Source organism: Halomonas sp. NPDC076908 (genome assembly GCF_050269715.1).
Lineage (GTDB): Bacteria > Pseudomonadota > Gammaproteobacteria > Pseudomonadales > Halomonadaceae > Vreelandella.
The window spans coordinates 1-16623 of sequence record NZ_JBNNIW010000008.1 but is presented as its reverse complement, the minus strand read 5'-3'; the positions used below and the strand labels follow the sequence as shown (position 1 = coordinate 16623).

18 protein-coding genes are annotated in these 16623 nt (G+C 51.8%); 5 read left to right on the top strand and 13 right to left on the bottom strand.

Translation table 11 applies throughout. The features are described from left to right. Window positions 1–16: 16 nt before the first annotated feature. The 12 genes from atpE to argC all read right to left on the bottom strand — a co-directional run bounded on the left by atpE (window position 17) and on the right by argC (window position 10914). A complete protein-coding gene (atpE, locus tag ACQKE4_RS06390; protein WP_427387431.1) occupies window positions 17–244 on the bottom strand; it encodes a F0F1 ATP synthase subunit C in 228 nt (75 codons plus the stop codon). A 71-nt stretch (window positions 245–315) separates the two neighbouring features. Then, window positions 316–1143 (bottom strand): F0F1 ATP synthase subunit A, encoded by an 828-nt coding sequence (atpB, locus tag ACQKE4_RS06385; protein ID WP_427387430.1) that lies wholly within the window; start codon window positions 1141–1143, stop codon window positions 316–318. A gap of 15 nt (window positions 1144–1158) precedes the next feature. Then, the gene (locus ACQKE4_RS06380; protein ID WP_427387429.1) at window positions 1159–1557 is read right to left on the bottom strand and encodes an ATP synthase subunit I; all 399 of its coding nucleotides are present in this window, start codon (window positions 1555–1557) and stop codon (window positions 1159–1161) included. A gap of 243 nt (window positions 1558–1800) precedes the next feature. Continuing rightward, entirely contained in the window at window positions 1801–2730 is a 930-nt protein-coding gene (locus ACQKE4_RS06375) for a ParB/RepB/Spo0J family partition protein (protein ID WP_427387428.1), read from the bottom strand. 61 nt (window positions 2731–2791) lie between these two features. Then, window positions 2792–3559, bottom strand: coding sequence for a ParA family protein (locus tag ACQKE4_RS06370; RefSeq protein WP_427387427.1), 768 nt, complete (start codon window positions 3557–3559; stop codon window positions 2792–2794). Next, the gene (gene rsmG / locus ACQKE4_RS06365; protein ID WP_427387426.1) at window positions 3560–4225 is read right to left on the bottom strand and encodes a 16S rRNA (guanine(527)-N(7))-methyltransferase RsmG; all 666 of its coding nucleotides are present in this window, start codon (window positions 4223–4225) and stop codon (window positions 3560–3562) included. Next, window positions 4222–6126: a tRNA uridine-5-carboxymethylaminomethyl(34) synthesis enzyme MnmG gene (gene mnmG, locus ACQKE4_RS06360; protein ID WP_427387425.1), complete on the bottom strand. Its 1905-nt coding sequence runs from the start codon at window positions 6124–6126 to the stop codon at window positions 4222–4224. Before mnmG ends, rsmG begins: the two co-directional genes overlap by 4 nt. Window positions 6127–6721: 595 nt before the next feature. Beyond that, window positions 6722–7480: an amino acid ABC transporter ATP-binding protein gene (locus ACQKE4_RS06355; RefSeq protein ID WP_427387530.1), complete on the bottom strand. Its 759-nt coding sequence runs from the start codon at window positions 7478–7480 to the stop codon at window positions 6722–6724. 35 nt (window positions 7481–7515) lie between these two features. Continuing rightward, entirely contained in the window at window positions 7516–8187 is a 672-nt protein-coding gene (locus ACQKE4_RS06350; protein ID WP_290833758.1) for an amino acid ABC transporter permease, read from the bottom strand. A gap of 115 nt (window positions 8188–8302) precedes the next feature. Next, window positions 8303–9079, bottom strand: a complete 777-nt coding sequence (locus ACQKE4_RS06345) for a transporter substrate-binding domain-containing protein (protein ID WP_427387424.1) — start codon at window positions 9077–9079, stop codon at window positions 8303–8305. A 148-nt stretch (window positions 9080–9227) separates the two neighbouring features. Next, the gene (gene erpA / locus ACQKE4_RS06340) at window positions 9228–9581 is read right to left on the bottom strand and encodes an iron-sulfur cluster insertion protein ErpA (protein WP_427387423.1); all 354 of its coding nucleotides are present in this window, start codon (window positions 9579–9581) and stop codon (window positions 9228–9230) included. A gap of 298 nt (window positions 9582–9879) precedes the next feature. Beyond that, complete coding sequence (gene argC, locus ACQKE4_RS06335) at window positions 9880–10914, bottom strand: N-acetyl-gamma-glutamyl-phosphate reductase (protein WP_427387422.1); 1035 nt, start codon at window positions 10912–10914, stop codon at window positions 9880–9882. 192 nt (window positions 10915–11106) lie between these two features. Here argC and ACQKE4_RS06330 point away from each other — a divergent pair, with 192 nt between their 5' ends. From ACQKE4_RS06330 to ACQKE4_RS06310, 5 genes are all read left to right on the top strand, one after another. After that, a complete protein-coding gene (locus ACQKE4_RS06330) occupies window positions 11107–12912 on the top strand; it encodes a chloride channel protein (protein ID WP_427387421.1) in 1806 nt (601 codons plus the stop codon). Between the two features lie 9 nt (window positions 12913–12921). After that, the gene (gene hemJ / locus ACQKE4_RS06325; RefSeq protein ID WP_427387420.1) at window positions 12922–13353 is read left to right on the top strand and encodes a protoporphyrinogen oxidase HemJ; all 432 of its coding nucleotides are present in this window, start codon (window positions 12922–12924) and stop codon (window positions 13351–13353) included. Then, window positions 13353–14162, top strand: coding sequence for a bifunctional hydroxymethylpyrimidine kinase/phosphomethylpyrimidine kinase (gene thiD / locus ACQKE4_RS06320; protein WP_427387419.1), 810 nt, complete (start codon window positions 13353–13355; stop codon window positions 14160–14162). The genes hemJ and thiD overlap by 1 nt, the downstream gene beginning before the upstream one ends. A gap of 36 nt (window positions 14163–14198) precedes the next feature. Next, window positions 14199–15479, top strand: coding sequence for a glutamate-1-semialdehyde 2,1-aminomutase (hemL, locus tag ACQKE4_RS06315; protein ID WP_427387418.1), 1281 nt, complete (start codon window positions 14199–14201; stop codon window positions 15477–15479). Between the two features lie 172 nt (window positions 15480–15651). Beyond that, complete coding sequence (locus ACQKE4_RS06310; RefSeq protein WP_427387417.1) at window positions 15652–15921, top strand: hypothetical protein; 270 nt, start codon at window positions 15652–15654, stop codon at window positions 15919–15921. Between the two features lie 88 nt (window positions 15922–16009). Here ACQKE4_RS06310 and ACQKE4_RS06305 read toward each other — a convergent pair whose 3' ends face one another. Then, window positions 16010–16387, bottom strand: coding sequence for a hypothetical protein (locus tag ACQKE4_RS06305; RefSeq protein WP_427387416.1), 378 nt, complete (start codon window positions 16385–16387; stop codon window positions 16010–16012). Window positions 16388–16623 lie beyond the last annotated feature (236 nt).

The following is a 16623-nucleotide window of genomic DNA, read 5'->3' as shown; positions in this document are numbered from 1 at the left end:
CTCGGCTGAGCAATCATTAACCGGCAACAACGAAAATCAGGTACATCGCGATACCAACACCGATCATCGGTACAGCATCCAGCAGACCAGCCATGATGAAGGTTTTAGTCTGCAGTTGGTCGCCTAGTTCTGGCTGACGAGCAGTGGACTCAAGCAGTTTACCGCCCAGAATGGCGAAGCCAATACCGGTGGCCAAAGCGCTAACACTGATGATGATGGCTGCAGCAATGTAAATGACTTCCATGATAAAGCTCCTGATAGTGCGTTAAGTTCAAGGGTTTAGGTTAAGGGTGTTATGCAAAGCGTTGCTCTTTATCAGTGATGCTCGTGTGCCGCGCTCAAATACACGATGGATAGCGTCGTGAAGATGAAGGCCTGCAACGATACCACTAAGATATGGAAGATGGCCCACGGCACATCCAGCATCCAGATTGCCCAGAACGGCAGGAGGGCGATCAGGATAAAAATCACTTCCCCGGCAAACATGTTGCCAAATAGACGTAGGCCAAGGCTGATCGGTTTTACGATCAAACCTACAATCTCTAGCACCAAGTTGAATGGAATCAGAGACCAGTGGTTGAACGGCGTCAGCGACAGCTCTTTGGCAAATCCACCAGCACCTTTAACCTTGATGCTGTAGTAAAGAATCATTAAGAACACGCCAAACGCCATACCCAGCGTGGCGTTCACATCCGTGGTGGGGACTATTTTCATGTATTCGAAGCCCAGCTTTCCGAATAGCTGCGGAAAGTAATCCACGGGGATGATTTTCAAGCTGTTCATCAACAGAATCCAGACGAACAGGGTCAGCGCAATGGGGGCAATGTGCTTATTGTTGCCGTGGAAAGTCGAGCGGGTTAAATTCTCGATGAACTCAAATACCATTTCAACGGCATTTTGCAGACCACCCGGCACACCGGTAGTAGCCATTTTTCCGGCTTTACGGAACAGCCATAGAAACAGCACGCCCATCCCAATTGACCAGCCCATCGTATCCAAGTGGATAGCCCAGAATCCCATTTCGGTCGCTTCGGTAGAGGTGGACGCAAGCGACCAACCGTTATCCGGGTGCTTTCCAAAGGTTAGGTTCTGGAGGTGGTGCTGTATGTAATAGATGGCCGATACTTCATTATCCGCTGCCATACTGCTTCCTCAGGTTTAGGGGGTCGACCGTTCACGTACCAGCCAAGGCGTTAGCCAGTGCATGAGTTGGGCCACCACATAGGCGACAAAGAAAAAAGCTGGGTTTGAAGGAGGCACTACTACAAAAGCCAGCGCAAAAAGTGCCACCGTCAAACCAAACTTACCCATCGCTGCTTGATACAAGTTCAGCACATTACGTTGTTGCTGTTTACCACGCTGCTGACGCGTACCGCGCCATACGAAATATAGAGATGGTAGTAGGCTAATCATTCCCCCTACCAAGGCAGATACGACCGCCTCCCACCCAGACCACCAGGCTGCAATGAGCATCACGAGGACGATCATTGCTAGCTGAGCTAGAAATAGCCGCTTAAAATCTAAACGTCGACGCTGGGAAGTGGTGACTCTCTGCATTGGCCCAGCCATTTTCCACAGTGGTTGCCGACATTAACGCATTGGGTATAACTTTAGCGTGTTAACTATTTTTCAAAAACATCTTCACAAAGTATCTGGCACAACAATTAGACAAACACCGGCGGATTATAGGGAAGCGCTATCACACCTTCAACCGATGACGCACCGATTTTGCTCATATTGGATCTAATTGAGACCAAAGAGGGAAAAAAAGCCGCTTCTTACGTTATGTTAAGTAGCCTGCTATTTAATATGCGCTAAAATACCGTCTAATTCTTCTAGGCTTGTATAACGAATGGTTAGCTTTCCTTTGCCTTTTTGACTGTGATCAATGGAGACCGGCGCGCCTAATAACTCACCAAGGTGAGTTTCAAGCCGTGCCACATCGGACACTTTAGGAGGGCGGCTAGGCGCCTTATCCGGTGCTTGGTTGGTTTGAACCTTTTTCACCAGGGCTTCGGTTGCCCGCACGGTCATATCGTTATTGACGACCTCGTGAGCCACCTGTCGCTGCTGGGCACTGCTTAAGGTCAGCAACGCCCGCGCATGCCCCATATCAAGATCACCTCGTTCGAGCAGCGTTTGCACTTCTGGGTCTAGCGCCAGCAGACGTAGCAAGTTGGCTACCTGAGTACGCGATTTACCCACCGCGTCAGCAATCTGCTGCTGGGTTAGCTCAAACTCTTCGCCAAGTCGCTTGAGCGCCATCGCTTCTTCAATGGCATTAAGATTTTCACGTTGAATATTTTCTATTAGTGCTAATGCTAATGCGACTTCATCGCTAACTTCACGAATAACAGCCGGAATGACATCCAACTCGGCAAGCTGAGCCGCACGCCAGCGACGCTCACCGGCAATAATTTCATAGCGATCCACGCCGATAGGACGCACTACGATGGGCTGCATAACCCCTTGAGCACGAATGGAATCAGCGAGCTCTTCTAATGCTTCTGGCTGAATATCACGACGCGGCTGATATTTGCCGCGGGTTAATTGCCCTAACGGCAAGCGTTCTAGGCGATCTTCGGCGGTTTCATCAACAGCGGCGCTTAGCGTTGCATCTGCAAGCTCCAGGGGCGTACCGCTTCCGGCCAGTTCCAAGCTGTCACGGCGACGGGCTCCAGCACCAATCAGGGCATCCAGGCCACGTCCCAGCGCGCGTTTACGCGTCATTCGCTTTCCCTCATTTTTTTCAGCGCCCCTTTTTTGAATTGAAGAGTTGAAGTTAAGAGTGTCAAAGAGAAAGACGGCGAATCATCTCTTTCGCCAACACACGATAGGCCTGACTCCCCCGGGAAAACCGGGCATATTGCGTCACCGGTAGTCCGTGGCTTGGCGCTTCAGCAACTTTAACGTTGCGAGGAATGGTCGTTTTTAACAGCATATCGCCAAAATAGTCACGCAGCTGTTTATCCACTTCTCGCGTTAGGCTAGTGCGTTTGTCATACATGGTGCGCAAAATGCCCGCAATCGCTAAGTCAGGATTAACGTTTTGCTTAATCTGCTCAACGGTATCAAGCAGTGCCGATAACCCCTCTAGCGCGTAAAACTCACACTGTAGAGGGATCAGCACACTATCGGAAGCCGTCAGCGCATTAACGGTGAGCATGTTCAAGGATGGCGGGCAGTCGATCAGCACCACGTCATACTCATCCGCTACCGAGGCAAGCGCAGTGGTTAAGCAGCTTTCGCTTTTGTCGCGATCCAGCAGTTCAACCTCAGCAGCAGTGAGATCTCCGTTACCCGGCAGAACGTCGTACTTAACAGCTAGCTTTTTAACAATCGTTTCCGCAGCTGTTGCTTCGCCCAAAAGTACATCAAGAACGCTTTTATCCAGCTCATATTTGTCGATGCCACTCCCCATGCTGGCATGACCTTGTGGGTCAAGATCCACCAGCAGTACGCGACGGTCGAGCGCAGCGAGACTGGCCGCCAGGTTAACGGCCGAGGTGGTCTTGCCCACGCCGCCTTTTTGGTTGGTCAGGGCAATGATCTGGCTCACTTACTCAACTCCTTGCTGGGTCAGAATCAACAACTGCCGCTGGGCGACTTCAAAGGGCACTTCCAGCAGATGACGCTTGTGTAAACAAATGCCGGGGGGCAGATCGCGCAGCTCATCGTCTGCTCCCGGGCCTTTCATGGCTAGCCACTGACCATTTGCAGCAGGTAGCTCACGCGTTAGCGTGACAAAATCCACTAGGCTAGCAAATGCCCGGGAAATCACCTGATCAAAGGTAGCCGCCGTGAATTGTTCAACTCGGGCTTGGACAGGTGTCACGTTCTCAATACCAAGTTCCATCACTGCTTGGCGCTGAAAACGCACTTTCTTGCCATTGCTGTCTAAAAGCGTTACCGCAAGCTCAGGCTTTAAAATCGCTAGCACTAAACCAGGTAAACCAGGGCCAGCCCCCACATCAAGCAGACGCGGGCCTTGCACAAAAGGCAAAACAGCCGCGCTATCCAAGACATGGCGCGACACCATATCGTCAATATCACGTACCGCTGTGAGGTTATAAGCTCGGTTCCACTTGTGCAACAGTGCCAGTAAGCCTAACAGTTGCTCACGCTGATGTGCATTGGCGGTAATGGCGAGTTGGCTAAGCCCCTGATCCAGGCGTGTTGGCACGCTCGTAGGCAGGCTTTTCAACAGAGCAGTTAACGAACTCATCCGTTAACCACCTCTGCCGCTGCTACCAGCCGACGCTTTTTAAGATGAACTAGTAAAATCGAAACAGCGGCTGGGGTGACCCCTGAAATACGTGCCGCATGAGCAAGCGTTTCCGGCCGTGCTTCAGCAAGCTTTTGGCGAATCTCGTTAGATAAGCCTTCCACTTTTAAATAGTCTAACTCCGCTGGCAATGGCGTAGCTTCGTGGCGCTTGAGCTTATCGATCTCATCCTGCTGACGGTCAATATAGCCTTGATATTTGGCTTGAATTTGCACCTGTTCAGCCACCGCTTCATCGGTCACTAGCGTGCCTTCAATACCGGGCAGATTGGCTAAATCGTTATAGCTTAACTCTGGGCGCTTGAGCAGGTCGCTTAAACAATATTCCCGCGATAGCGGAGCACCGGTTTTTTCAGCCACTTTTTCAGCTGCAGGGCTGCCTGGTTGAACCCAGAGGGTGGTTAGCCGCGCGGTTTCCTGCTCAATGGCATCCCGTTTCTTACTAAATGCTGCCCAGCGAGTGTCGTTAACAAGCCCTAAATCACGGCCCTTTTCGGTTAAACGTAAATCAGCGTTGTCTTCTCTTAGCAGCAAGCGGTACTCCGCACGAGAAGTAAACATCCGATATGGCTCTTTGGTGCCCATGGTAATCAGATCGTCGACGAGTACGCCGAGGTAAGCTTCATCACGGCGTGGATACCATGCTTCAAACTCCTGAGCACGACGAGCGGCATTCAATCCCGCTAACAACCCTTGCGCCCCTGCTTCTTCATAGCCAGTGGTGCCATTGATCTGACCGGCAAAAAACAGGTTGTGGATAAATTTAGTTTCCAGTGAGTGCTTTAAGTCCCGTGGATCAAAAAAGTCATACTCAATGGCATAGCCAGGCCGGGTAATATGCGCGTTTTCTAGCCCTTTAATCGAACGCACAACCTGAATCTGCACATCAAATGGCAGCGAGGTTGAGATGCCGTTGGGGTAGAGCTCGTGGGTATCTAAGCCTTCGGGCTCAATAAATACTTGATGACTCGATTTATCGGCAAAGCGATGCACTTTATCTTCAATCGACGGGCAGTAACGCGGGCCCACCCCTTCGATCACACCAGAATACATCGGCGAGCGGTCAAGGTTCGCCAGGATCAAATCATGGGTCTGCTGATTGGTGTGGGCAATGTGGCAACTGACCTGCTGCGGATGCATTTCCCGCGAGCCTAGGTAGGACATTACCGGCGTTGGGGTATCACCTGGTTGCTCTTCCAATTGTGAAAAATCAACCGTTTTTGCATCAATGCGCGGCGGTGTACCGGTTTTTAAACGATCAACGCGAAACGGCAGTGCTCTTAGCCGCTCAGCAAGGGCGTTGGAAGGTGGATCACCTGCTCGACCACCTTTGCTTTGATCTAAACCAATGTGAATAACGCCACCCAAAAACGTCCCGGTGCACAACACAACGCTTTGAGCATGAAAACGAATGCCCGTTTCCGTAACGACGCCACGCACGGTGTCGTTTTCGACGATTAAATCCCCCGCCGCCTGCTGGAAAATCGTCAAATTGGGCTGGTTTTCCAGCATTCCACGAATGGCGGCTTTGTAACGAATACGGTCAGCCTGGGCACGGGTTGCCCGAACGGCAGGGCCTTTGCGGGCATTGAGCACGCGAAACTGGATGCCACCTAAATCCGTGGCAAGCCCCATGGCGCCGCCCAGCGCATCAATTTCCTTGACCAAATGGCTTTTGCCAATGCCACCAATCGCAGGATTACACGACATTTGGCCAAGGGTTTCGATGTTATGGGTGAGCAGTAGGGTCTGACAGCCCATACGAGCAGAGGCCAGTGCGGCTTCAGTTCCCGCATGGCCACCGCCGATGACAATCACGTCAAAGCGGTCGGGGTAATTCAAGAGACACCTCGTCTTGTGCCATAGGGCACGAATGATGTGAACCGGTGCTGTCCGTTTCAGATATGAGCACCTTAGATCAATGAGGCGGCAAGTATAAACCCCCTGTGGGTAACCGTCAGGTTTTTCCACACCCCAAAGGGTTTATCAGTCTCTATTAATAACAACATAAATATAAAATAAGAGAAGTTCTGTAAATGTTGTAACTACTAGTGTGGACAAATTCTGTGCATAAGCTATTTATTCTTATTTTTATCAAATGGTTACGTTGTTTACTTCTATATGCTTGAACAGCGTACTGCCTGGGCGGAAAGGGTGTTAAGCCTGTGGATGAAATAATGCCTTATCCACAGTCACAACTGAGCACTGCTTATCCACCGGTCAGTACCTGAGTTGTTACCGCACCTGTGAACAACCTCATTTTGATGTGGAGCTAACGCTAAGAGACGCTGAGGGTATGCCTTGTAGACGAGAGGTAACGAAAGACAGAAATATTTTATCCACAGGCAAAAAAAAGCCTGTCACGTGGACAGGCTGATGAAAAAGAGCCATTTGGAGGAAAAAAATGGCTCTTTTAATGTGAAGCTTACTGCTTTAACTAGTGCTTAAGGACGCGGGCAAGGAAGGATTGGGTGCGTTCATGTTGGGGCGAATCGAACAAGGTTTCAGGAGCCCCCTGTTCAGTAATTTCGCCTTTATGAATAAAAATAACCCGGTCAGCCACTTCACGGGCAAAGCCCATTTCATGAGTGACAATGACCATTGTCATGCCCTCTTTGGCGAGTTCGCGCATCGCATCCAGTACTTCGCCGATCATTTCCGGGTCAAGCGCGGAGGTAGGCTCATCAAACAGCATCAGGCGCGGTTCCATCGCCAAGGCACGTGCCAGCGCTACCCGCTGTTGTTGACCGCCTGAAAGCTGGCTTGGGTACTTGTCGGCTTGATCCGCAATCCCCACACGATCTAATAGGCGTTCAGCGGTGCTTACCGCGTCAGCACGATTCAAACCACGTACTTTCATCGGTGCCAGGGTGACGTTGTCGATAACGCTTAAGTGGGGAAAGAGGTTGAACTGTTGGAATACCATGCCAACTTCAGTACGGATGGTTTGCAACGCTTTGGTACTCTTTCCGTGTGGTAACAGTTCATTGCCGTCAACGACAAGGCTGCCCGCTTGAAACTCTTCCAAGCCGTTAATACAGCGAATCAGCGTCGATTTACCTGAGCCGCTGGCACCGATAATCACGACCACTTCGCCGGGGATAATTTCTAAATCAATGCCATTGAGTACGTGCAGAGCGCCAAAGTGTTTATTGAGCTGCTGCATACGCACAATGGGTTGCGTTGTGTTGTTCATTGTTTCGCTCATTGTCTCGCTCATCGCGCGTCTCCTTATTGTCCGACCAGGCCTCTACGCTCAAGCTGGCGCAGCAGAATTGAAAGCGTCCAGGTGATTGCGAGATACATCAGAGCAACCATGAAGTAGACCTCGAGGGCGGTGAAAGTGGTGGCAATATAAATTTGCCCTTGACGTACCAATTCACCGACGCCAATCACTGAGAACAGTGAGGTGTCTTTAATGCTGATAATACCTTGGTTACCGAGTGACGGAATCATGCGTCGGAAGGCTTGAGGCCAAATCACATAGCGAAATGCCTGGGGGCGAGAAAGCCCTAGTGAAAGCGACGCTTCACGCTGACCACGCTCGATAGACTGAACACCGCCACGTACGATTTCAGAGATATAAGCCCCTGAGTTAACTGCAATGGCGGCGATACCGGCTACAAGCGCATTAATCGGGCTTCCCAATAGCTGGGGTAAACCGTAAAAAATGAACAACACCTGGACGAGTATGGGCGTGCCGCGAAACACTTCGATGTAAAAAATGGCCGGCCAGCGCAGCCAGCGCACGCGGCTGATACGTAATAGACCAAAGAAAATGCCGATAAAAAAACCGATGGCGAGGCCACCAAACGAGATAAGCAGCGTCCAGGGAATACCTGGTAGCAGATAGGGAATAGACCCAAACGCTGCCGCCCAATCAAACTGGAAATTGACGTCCACGCATAGACTCCTGAAGCAAAAAAGCAGATGGCAGATACATTGGAAACGCAGCAGGGCCGGGGGTTGTGGCCACCCGGCCCTGTAATGACGTTACGCTATTAGTAAGTGTTGATACTCACTCTTCGCTAGGTGCTTCACCAAACCACTTTTCGTAGATTTCGTCGTAGGTACCATCTTCTTTCATGGCAGCAAGCGCTTCATTGGTAGGTTCTACCCACTGACTGCCTTTGTGGAAAACGATGCCGTACTGTTGGCCTTCATATAACGGGCCAACGACTTTAGTGCGCCCTTCGCCACGGGTCTGGGCAAAATAGGCAACGTTAGGGGCGTCGTAGAACACGGCGTCGACGTTGCGGCCCAGCAGTGCCATGTACATGTCGCTCATGGCAGGATAAGGCGTGATGTCTGCGTCATCACCCAGTTCTTCTTGGAGAAAGTCGTAGCTGGTGGAACCTATGCGTGTGGCAATGGAAAGCCCGGCCAAGTCTTCGATGGATTCAACGTCATCGTTGTCGGCGCGCACAATAATCTGCAGGCCTGAGTCGTAGTAGGGGTCTGAGAAATCGACGATCTCAGCACGCTCAGCAGTAATGGTAGTACCGGCAATGGCGATCTCTTGGCTACCGGTTTGCACGGCAGGAATAATGCCAGCAAATTCCATTGTGGTGAGGTTAACTTCGAAGCCTGCACGCTCGGCAACTTCGTTGATAATATCCATATCGAAGCCGATCATTTCACCGGTTTCTGGATCCATCATCTCGAAGGGCACAAAGCTTGGGTCAGTGGCCACGTTCACCGTAGGTAATTCAGCCATGGCGGCGGTAGCGCTGCCCAATCCCAGTGCGAGAGCCAGCGTGGTTTTGGTTAGACTGAGTGGTAGTGCTGCTTTCATAAGTTTCCCCGTGCTTTATGTGGCATGTAGCGAGTTTTAAAGCGATTTACATCGCTTAAAAGCGCTTTTAAGCCGTTATTGACCTATCAACCTTGGCGAGAAACCGACAAGGCGTCAAGTCACGGGGAGTGTTGAGAGTTAACGCTGATTAGACCATGAAGGAAGCGCCGCACCCGCAGGTGGTGGTGGCATTGGGGTTTTGCACGCGAAAACGTGCACCTGCCAGACCTTCTTCGTAGTCAACGGTAGAGCCTACCAAATATTGGTAAGAGAGCGGATCTACGACTAAAGCAGCGTTACCAAATTCAATAACGGTGTCATCGTCGGCGACGTTTTCTGCAAAGTCGAAACCATACTGAAAACCAGAACAGCCGCCACCGGTCACGTAGACCCGCAGTTTTAAGGATGGATTATTCTCTTCTGCCATCAGTGCATCAATACGTTTGCGTGCGCTATCAGACAGCAGTAGTGGGGTCGGAACAAAGGCTTCTGCACCGCTCATGGGTACCTCCCGCGAGCTTAAAGAACGAATAAATCGGCATTGGGGGGTGATTATGGGTAATTCCCAGCAAATTGGTCAACTATTGCTGGGAATTAGTTAGGAAGGTCAAGGTTAGCTACCAGTCCCCTCGGTGGCGAGGACAGGTTTACGCGAGGGCGCTGTGAACCCGTCCATGGGCGCTACTTTTTCCATCCCTGGAAAAAGACCCTCGCTTCAACCTGCCCTCGCACCATATGATCGGCTTCGGTACATGACCTCCTTTTTGAGCTGCACGCTGCATGCTAGTGTTTTGCGTGATTCATGGCATTAGCGCAGGGGCGGTGAGTCCGATGTTCTCGTCAAAGCCGAACATTAAGTTTAGGTTTTGAATCGCTTGGCCTGAAGCGCCTTTGACCAAGTTGTCGATCACCGATAGCACCACGACGGTGTTGCCATTACCGGGGCGGTGGACTGCCAAGCGGCAGGTGTTAATGCCTTTAACACTGCGCGTTTCGGGGTGGCTGCCAGCAGGCATGACATCGACAAAAGGTTCGTCAGCATAGCGCTGCTCAAACAGTGCCTGTAGATCGCCCGGTTCAGCCGTCAATTGGCCATAAAGCGTGGCATGAATACCCCGGATCATTGGCGTGAGGTGAGGCACAAACGTCAAGCCTACAGGGGCATGCAGGATATCTCTAAGCCCTTGGCTAATCTCCGGTAGGTGGCGGTGGCCGCCCGCGCCGTAGGCTTTCATCGACTCGCTGGCTTCGGCGAGCAGAGAGCCCACTTTGGCCCCGCGGCCTGCGCCAGTAACGCCTGATTTGCAGTCGGCGATCAGTTGGCTTGGATCAATTAAGCCTGCTTCCAAAAGCGGTAAATAACCTAACTGAACGGCGGTGGGGTAGCAGCCGGGTACGGCAATTAAACGTGCGTTTTTAATCTTATCCCGATGCATTTCAGGCAACCCGTACACTGCCTCTTCCAACAATTCTGGAGCGCCGTGAGGTTGATCGTACCAGTGGCTCCACTCGTCGGCATCGCGCAGTCGGAAGTCGGCTGATAGGTCAATCACCCGAGTACCGTTGTCGAGTAGTTCTCCTGCAAGTGCGTGGGCAACACCGTGGGGGGTGGCGAAAAATACCGCATCCATAGCGCCAAGCTGTTTGGCATCAGGCTCGCTAAACGCCAGGGAGTCGTAATGGCCGCGCAGGTTGGGATACATATCGCACACTTTCACGCCTGTTTCCGAGCGGGAAGTGATCGCTGCTACGTGAACGTGGGGGTGCTGGGCGAGTAGCCGCAGTAATTCAACGCCGGTATACCCGGTACCACCAACAATGCCGACCTTAATCACAAATCACTCCTTGCGGGTTGCGCAAAACGGTTTTTAAAACAGTTTTTAAAATAGCTTTTAGAATAATTTTCAAAATAGAAGAGATGACAACAGCCTAAGCGGATTGCTGCGGGCTGTCGAAGCGTATCGGGCTATGATACACAAGAGGGTGGCAACACAAGAACACTAGAACCAATAACCAGGAAGGTCGTCGTGGCGCGTTTTTCCCGTTCGGATTTTACCCTAGAGAGCTTTCGTCGCCAGTTGGCCAATGTGGATGCTCTTCCACAGCTCTGTGTGTTGGGGCTTGTCTCTGGGGTAATCACGGGTGCCGTCATGGTGGCCTTTCGGCTGCTGTTAGAAATGGGCGCCTCGCTCTATATGACCAATGGCGATCCTGAAGCTTTTGAGAGCATGGCGCCCTGGCTGCGCTCACTGCTGCCCTTAGTCGCGGTCACTTTAGTCGGCGTGTTGCTTTATCGGCAAAAGCCTGCGGCGCGCAAACTGGGCGTTGGTCATGTGATTGAGCGCCTGACCTATCATCAGGGGCGTTTTCCATTACGTAATTGGTTAAATCAGTGGTGGGTCGGTGTGGTGGTGGTATTGGGCGGCCTTTCGGCTGGGCGCGAAGGTCCGGCGATTCATTTAGGCGCGGCGGCGGCCAGTGGGCTAGGTCAGCAGATGCGCTTGCCCAACAATAGCCTTAGAGTGCTGGTGGCATGTGGCACCGCAGCGGGAATTTCAGCTTCTTTCAATACGCCTATTGCAGGGGTGATCTTCGCCATGGAAGTGGTGATGATGGAATACACCTTGATGAGCTTTATGCCGGTTATATTGGCCTCTACCATGGGAGCGCTGGTTGCGCAGTTGGCCTATGGTAATGAACCTGCCTTCCGCATTCCTGATATAGCGCTGGGCTCGCTTGCCAACTTGCCCTGGATTGTGGTGACGGGGCTAGTGATTGGATTACTCGCCGGGCTATTTATTCATATTTCGCGTAGCCAGCAGATTATGCAATGGCCGCTTTGGTTTCGTCTTGGGTTGGTGGGGGTTGCTACTGGGGCAGTGGCTTGGTGGTTTCCCCAAGTTCAGGGCATAGGCTATGACAGCGTCGCCGCAGCGCTCAACAATCAGTTAGAAATTAAAGTATTGCTGGCACTAATGATTGCCAAGCTGCTGATTACTGCATTGACCGTGGCGGGCGGTGTACCGATCGGTATTATCGGCCCGGTGCTTGTGATGGGGGCTGCCACGGGAGCGCTATTTGGTTTGTTGGGTGGCTGGCTATGGCCAGAGAAAGCTGCGGATCCAGGTATTTACGCCATGCTAGGCATGGCCGCGATGATGGGCGCCGTCTTGCAAGCGCCACTGGCTGCCTTAATGGCGCTTTTGGAGTTGACCCACACGCCGAGTATTATGCTTCCTGGGATGCTGGTTGTCGTCGTTGCGTGCCTAACCTCACGTCAGTTGACGGGCTGTGAGGGCTTTTTTATCAGTTCGGTGCGCTATGGGCTGCACCCCCTCCAGCAGCCACTGATGCAAGCGCTCTCGCGCGTGTCAGTACCAGCGGTAATGGAGCGGCAGTTGGTGCGTACCGAACGGATGATTACCCCTGACCAGGCGCGGGTATTATTAGAGACTAATCCGGTATGGCTGGTCATTGAGCGATCAAGCGAGGAAAAGCCCGTGTTAGCGCTTAAAGCTGCAGAGCTGGCGCGTTGGTTACTTGAGCACGATGAGACAGTGCAGGGTAATGAGCCACCTGCCGATGAGCTGATTGATTTATTAGAAATTCCTGGGCAACGCCTAGAGCTGGCACCAATTGGTTTGCAGGCGACGCTTTCGGAAGCCTTTTTAAAGCTTCAGGATGATGCGCTAGGGGCACTCTATGTAGTGCATGGGTATCGTCCTAAGCAGCAGCGAATTTCAGGTATTATAACCCGTGGCGCCATTGAGCGTTATTATCACTACACTGACCCCCGTGAAAATGACCCACGAGAGAAGGATTCATCAGCTTAAGGAGCAATAATGTACCTATGGGTGAAGGCTTTTCACTTAATGGCAGTGGTAACGTGGTTTGCCGCCATGTTCTATTTGCCGCGACTCTATGTGTATCACGCGACTGCACGTGATAACGGCGATGAACAGGCAATAGCCTATTTTAAAACCATGGAGCGTAAGCTATATCGCGGCATCATGACGCCATCAATGATCGCAGTATTGATCCTTGGTGGCTGGATGCTTTATTTGGTGCCTGCCTGGTTTAGTCAAGGCTGGATGCACGCTAAGCTTGCGCTAGTGGCGGTATTGATTGCTTATCACCATGTCTGTTTGATTTACTTAAAACAGTTTGCTCAGGATCGTTGTACCAAAAACCATGTGTTTTTTCGTTGGTTTAACGAAGCGCCAGTGATTGCGCTAGTGGCGATTATTATTTTAGCCGTTGTGAAACCCTTTTGATGCGCCAACCCCTTCCTCCTGTGGTGTTGGTTCTGGCTGGCCACGATCCAACAGGTGGCGCAGGCTTGGTTGCTGATAGTGAAGCCATTGCCGCTTGTGGTGGCTGGGCTGTCACTATTCCCACTGCGTTAACCGTACAAAATTGCCATAATGTGACGCGCGTGATGCCCGCTGACCCCACTGCGATGCGGCAAATGGCTGAGGTGCTTAGCGAGATGCAGATCGCGGCAATAAAAATAGGTTTGCTTGCTGATGAAGCGACGTTACGTGCAACCGAGCAAATTATTCGCCGTTTTCCAGGTATTCCGGTAGTGGCTGATCCCGTATTTAGAGCGGGTGGTGGAACTGAGTTATCCACACCCCATCTGCGCCAACTGTTCATTGACCGTTTGCTACCGCTTGTGGATATATTAACGCCCAACCGCGCTGAGCTGGTTCAACTTACACCAGACATCATCACGCCTTTTGATGATACGACACGCGCAGTGGCCCTGATGTCGCAAGGTTGCCAGGCTATCTTAGTGACGGCCACGGATGAGCCTTTGCCCGGTAATGATCAGTTGGTAGTGCATACTCTGCATTCGCCTGATACGACTCGCCAATGGCAATGGCCACGATTGCCAGAGCAGTTTCATGGCTCTGGTTGCACACTTGCCTCGGCCATTGCTGCACGCTTAGCCGTTGGTGAACGCTTACCAACTGCCTGTGAGCAAGCGCAGCACTTTACTTGGCAAAGCCTGTCTCAAGGGTTCCAGCCACCCAGTGGCCAGTGTTTACCAAACCGCGTTTCCCAGGCTGTCCGATTTTGATCTTATCTTCTGTACGCCATTTATTTAGAGGGTGCCATGACCACATCAGCTGAACTGTTCGATCTTGCCAGTCGCCATATTCCTGGTGGTGTTAACTCGCCAGTTCGGGCGTTTAAAGGTTTGCACCGCCCGCCGGTCTTTATGGAGCGTGCTCAGGGTGCCTTTCTGTTTGACGTGGAAGGCAATCGCTACGTGGATTACGTCGGTTCATGGGGGCCGATGATTACCGGGCATGCTGACCGTGATGTACTGGCTGCCGTACGTGCGCGATTGGATAACGGTCTTTCGTTTGGCACGCCGACGGCGGTAGAAACCACCATGGCGGATTTGATCTGTGAGATGATCCCCTCCATGGATATGGTGCGCATGACCAGTTCTGGCACTGAAGCGACCATGTCAGCGATACGTTTGGCTCGTGGTACTACCGGCCGCGATAAGATCGTTAAGTTTGAAGGGAACTACCATGGCCACTCGGACTCGTTGCTGGTAAAAGCAGGGTCGGGCGCGCTCACTCATGGTGAACCCAGTTCCCCGGGTGTCCCAGCTTCATTGGCTGAGCATACGATCACGCTGTCATATAACGACCCAGAAGGGGTAGAGGCGTGTTTTGCCGAGATTGGTGATCAGATTGCCTGCATTATCGTAGAACCCGTGGCCGGCAATATGAATTGCATCCCTCCCCAACCAGGCTTTTTAGAAACGCTGCGGCGTGTATGCAACGAATATGGCAGCGTGTTGATTTTTGATGAAGTGATGACCGGGTTTCGTGTAGCGCTGGGCGGTGCCCAAGCGCATTACGGCATAACGCCTGATTTAACTTGCCTGGGTAAAATCGTCGGAGGTGGCATGCCGGTGGGTGCCTTTGGTGGCAAGCGCGAAATCATGCAAAACATTTCTCCGCTGGGCCCGGTTTACCAGGCAGGTACCTTGTCGGGTAATCCATTGGCAATGGCGGCAGGTATAGCGCTGCTGACGAAACTTCGTGTGCCGGGCTTCCATGATGCGCTTACTCAGCGGGTCAATACGTTATGTACAGGCCTTCAAGAGCGCGCAAATGCGGCACATGTGCCGATGATGACGCAATCTGCCGGTGGTATGTTTGGGTTATTCTTCACTTCGCAACGCCGTGTGGATAACTTTGCCCAGGCAACCGCCTGTAATCCAGATGCCTTCCGCCGCTTCTTTGGTGCAATGCTAGACCATGGAGTGTACTTAGCACCTTCCGCTTATGAAGCGGGGTTTATGTCAAGTGCTCATACGCCGGAAGATATTCAGTTCACCCTGGATGCCGCTGAAAAAGCCTTTGCAGTAATGTAACGGCAAGTAACTTAAAGCCCGCTATACTGCAAGAGCCGCTCATAATGAGCGGCTCTTAGCTTAAGTGAGAGCTGTCATCATGAAACGACCAATGGCTTGGCGATATGTAATGTGTGCGGTGGGGCTGACAGCATGCTTCCCGCTAACGGCACAGCCGCCTCAGGAGCAGAATATGAACCAGATCCATATCACTATGAGCGGTTCACCTGGCGCGGAGTTTTCTGCCCACTGGCGGATTACTCATGAAGGTGAAACCACGGAGCATGTTGAAGAACACGGAACGGTGCCTGCTGAATACACCTTTACCGGTACTGAATTGGAAGGCACCGTTAAGCTATTAAGTGATGATGAGCGGCTCGAGGTAGATATTCAAAAAGGCAGTAACCGGTCACGCTCTTCTACCCAAGGGTTGGGGGGCACATTAACCCTGATGATTCGTTAATGCTTAATTGCAGCTATTACCATAAAAAAACCGCCCCATTTGGGGCGGCTTGTACAGGCACCGCGGTACGGCACGTAGCAAGTAAAGCTTAGTGGCCTTGGCTCACTGTGTTGCTGTTACCATTGCCATAAGTCACGATACTTGAGTTATGGCTACCCCAGAAGGCGCCGCTTTGCGTTACCGTATGGTCGTTAAAGCTACCATGAGTATTGATGTATGACTCATGGCCATAGCCAGACTGGGCGACGTTGTGGGTGTTGTGGTTACCAGTTGCTAGAATAGTACTTTCTAGATAGTTACCATTTTGCGCAACCATGGCGTCATTATTGTTACCACCCAGGTAGGCGTAACTGTCATTAAAGGCACCGTTCTGAGTAATTTCAGCGTCGTTAAAGGCGCCGTTTTGTTCTACTACAGAAACGTTTCCTAGCCTGGATTTCTCATAGTACCTCAGCCAGTACCGCACTCAGGCTGTAACACCGCTAAACACCTACTGGCTCGACTTACATCGGCTACTTTTTAACCACTTTCCGGCGTTCAGACACACTTCCCCCTTTCCCCCATTGCTTCGGGCCGGGGGCGCCCGAGCAGTCAGTTAGGAACCAACCGCCTGACGAGATCGGATAGCGCCGTTTTATAGGGGTAGCTGTCACTCATGAGTACTCGGATTCGACGCGTATTGCGGATGATGACCGCGCCTAC

Bases quoted from the DNA above. Each gene is read 5' to 3' on its own strand.
- rsmG (WP_427387426.1), bottom strand. From the start codon at position 4,225: ATGAGTTCGTTAACTGCTCTGTTGAAAAGCCTGCCTACGAGCGTGCCA.
- hemJ (WP_427387420.1), top strand. From the start codon at position 12,922: ATGTACCTATGGGTGAAGGCTTTTCACTTAATGGCAGTGGTAACGTGG.
- ACQKE4_RS06375 (WP_427387428.1), bottom strand. From the start codon at position 2,730: ATGACGCGTAAACGCGCGCTGGGACGTGGCCTGGATGCCCTGATTGGT.
- ACQKE4_RS06345 (WP_427387424.1), bottom strand. From the start codon at position 9,079: ATGAAAGCAGCACTACCACTCAGTCTAACCAAAACCACGCTGGCTCTC.
- atpE (WP_427387431.1), bottom strand. From the start codon at position 244: ATGGAAGTCATTTACATTGCTGCAGCCATCATCATCAGTGTTAGCGCT.
- thiD (WP_427387419.1), top strand. From the start codon at position 13,353: ATGCGCCAACCCCTTCCTCCTGTGGTGTTGGTTCTGGCTGGCCACGAT.
- ACQKE4_RS06380 (WP_427387429.1), bottom strand. From the start codon at position 1,557: ATGCAGAGAGTCACCACTTCCCAGCGTCGACGTTTAGATTTTAAGCGG.
- erpA (WP_427387423.1), bottom strand. From the start codon at position 9,581: ATGAGCGGTGCAGAAGCCTTTGTTCCGACCCCACTACTGCTGTCTGAT.
- hemL (WP_427387418.1), top strand. From the start codon at position 14,199: ATGACCACATCAGCTGAACTGTTCGATCTTGCCAGTCGCCATATTCCT.
- ACQKE4_RS06310 (WP_427387417.1), top strand. From the start codon at position 15,652: ATGAACCAGATCCATATCACTATGAGCGGTTCACCTGGCGCGGAGTTT.
- atpB (WP_427387430.1), bottom strand. From the start codon at position 1,143: ATGGCAGCGGATAATGAAGTATCGGCCATCTATTACATACAGCACCAC.
- ACQKE4_RS06355 (WP_427387530.1), bottom strand. From the start codon at position 7,480: ATGAACAACACAACGCAACCCATTGTGCGTATGCAGCAGCTCAATAAA.